General features: G+C 64.2%; 1 protein-coding gene. It reads left to right on the forward strand.

Features of this window, described 5'->3' with window-relative positions:
* Window positions 1-233 precede the first annotated feature (233 nt).
* Window positions 234-1159 (forward strand): DNA-binding protein (locus tag AC1D1T_RS32620; RefSeq protein WP_477993500.1); only part of this gene is annotated, 926 nt, incomplete at its 3' end.

Here is a 1159-nt window from a genome sequence, read left to right on the forward strand (position 1 = left end):
CTCCCCTTGGCGCAGCAACGCGGCCTCGGCCTCTTGCGCCATCGAGCCCAGTTGCGTCGGATCCAGGGCGTGCGACCCGCTGGCGGCCGGAACAAGCGTCGCGAGTGATGTTTTCTCTATTTTCATATGTAAACTGTACGATGTCTAACGTATCTGAAAGATAGGTCGCGGTAACTATCACTTATCGTGACTAATGTAGGCCCAAAGCAGGGCGCCGATCAAGGAGACCAAAAATGCCGCGCGGAATCAGTCAAACCGATGTCTGGAACGCGTGTGATGCGCTTCTGCTTGAAGGCGCACGGCCGACGATCGAACGCGTGCGCCAAAAAATTGGCAGCGGCTCGCCGAACACCGTCAGTCCGTTCCTGGAGACGTGGTTCAGGCACCTGGGCGGGCGCATTCGGGACCCTGGGGCGTTCTCGGCGCCGTCGAATGTTCCTGACCCGGTTCAGCAAGCCGCCAAACACTTCTGGGAAACGGCTCTGGCCGAGACGCGGCGCGACTTCGACCAGCGGCTCAACGAGGGCATGGCAGCGGCAATCGCGAACGTCGAGGCGGAGAAGGAACGCGCGGTCCAGAGCGATGCCGCTGCCTTCGAGGCAACCGCGAAGGCAGCTAAGCTACAGGGCGAACTGGCCGAAAAGGGCAAGCTGCTCGACCAGGCGAAGCAAGACCTCGCCGCCGAGCGCGCGCGACTGATCGAGGTGCGTGCTTCGCTCACCTCCACGACCGAGCGCCTTCGTGAGCAGGACACTAAGTCGAGCGCTGAGTTTGCAGAGGTCAAGCGGCAGCTGGCCGCGGCCATTGAGCGCGCCGACGCCGCGGACCGCCGCGTCGCCCTTGAGCTTGAGCGGGAGCGGAACTCGCGTGCGAAGGCCGAACGCCACTCCGAGTCGCTGCAAAAGAGCCTCGACGCCTCCCAGCAGGCCGGCGCCGCGGCTGACGAGCAGGCGCGCAAGCAAGTGAACGCCGCGAGGGACCGGGAGGAGGGGCTGAAGACGCAGTTGGCGGCCGCAACGGCCGCGTTGGCATCGGAACGGCAACGCTTGGTAGAACTGCGCGCGTCCAGCGAAACCAGTTCCAGGGACGCAGAAGTTGCTCGGGCTCAATCGGCGAGCTTGCAGGCCTCGCTGGACCGGTTCGCTGCGCTGGTTGAAAC

Source organism: Rhizobacter sp. P2_H3 (assembly GCF_056403355.1).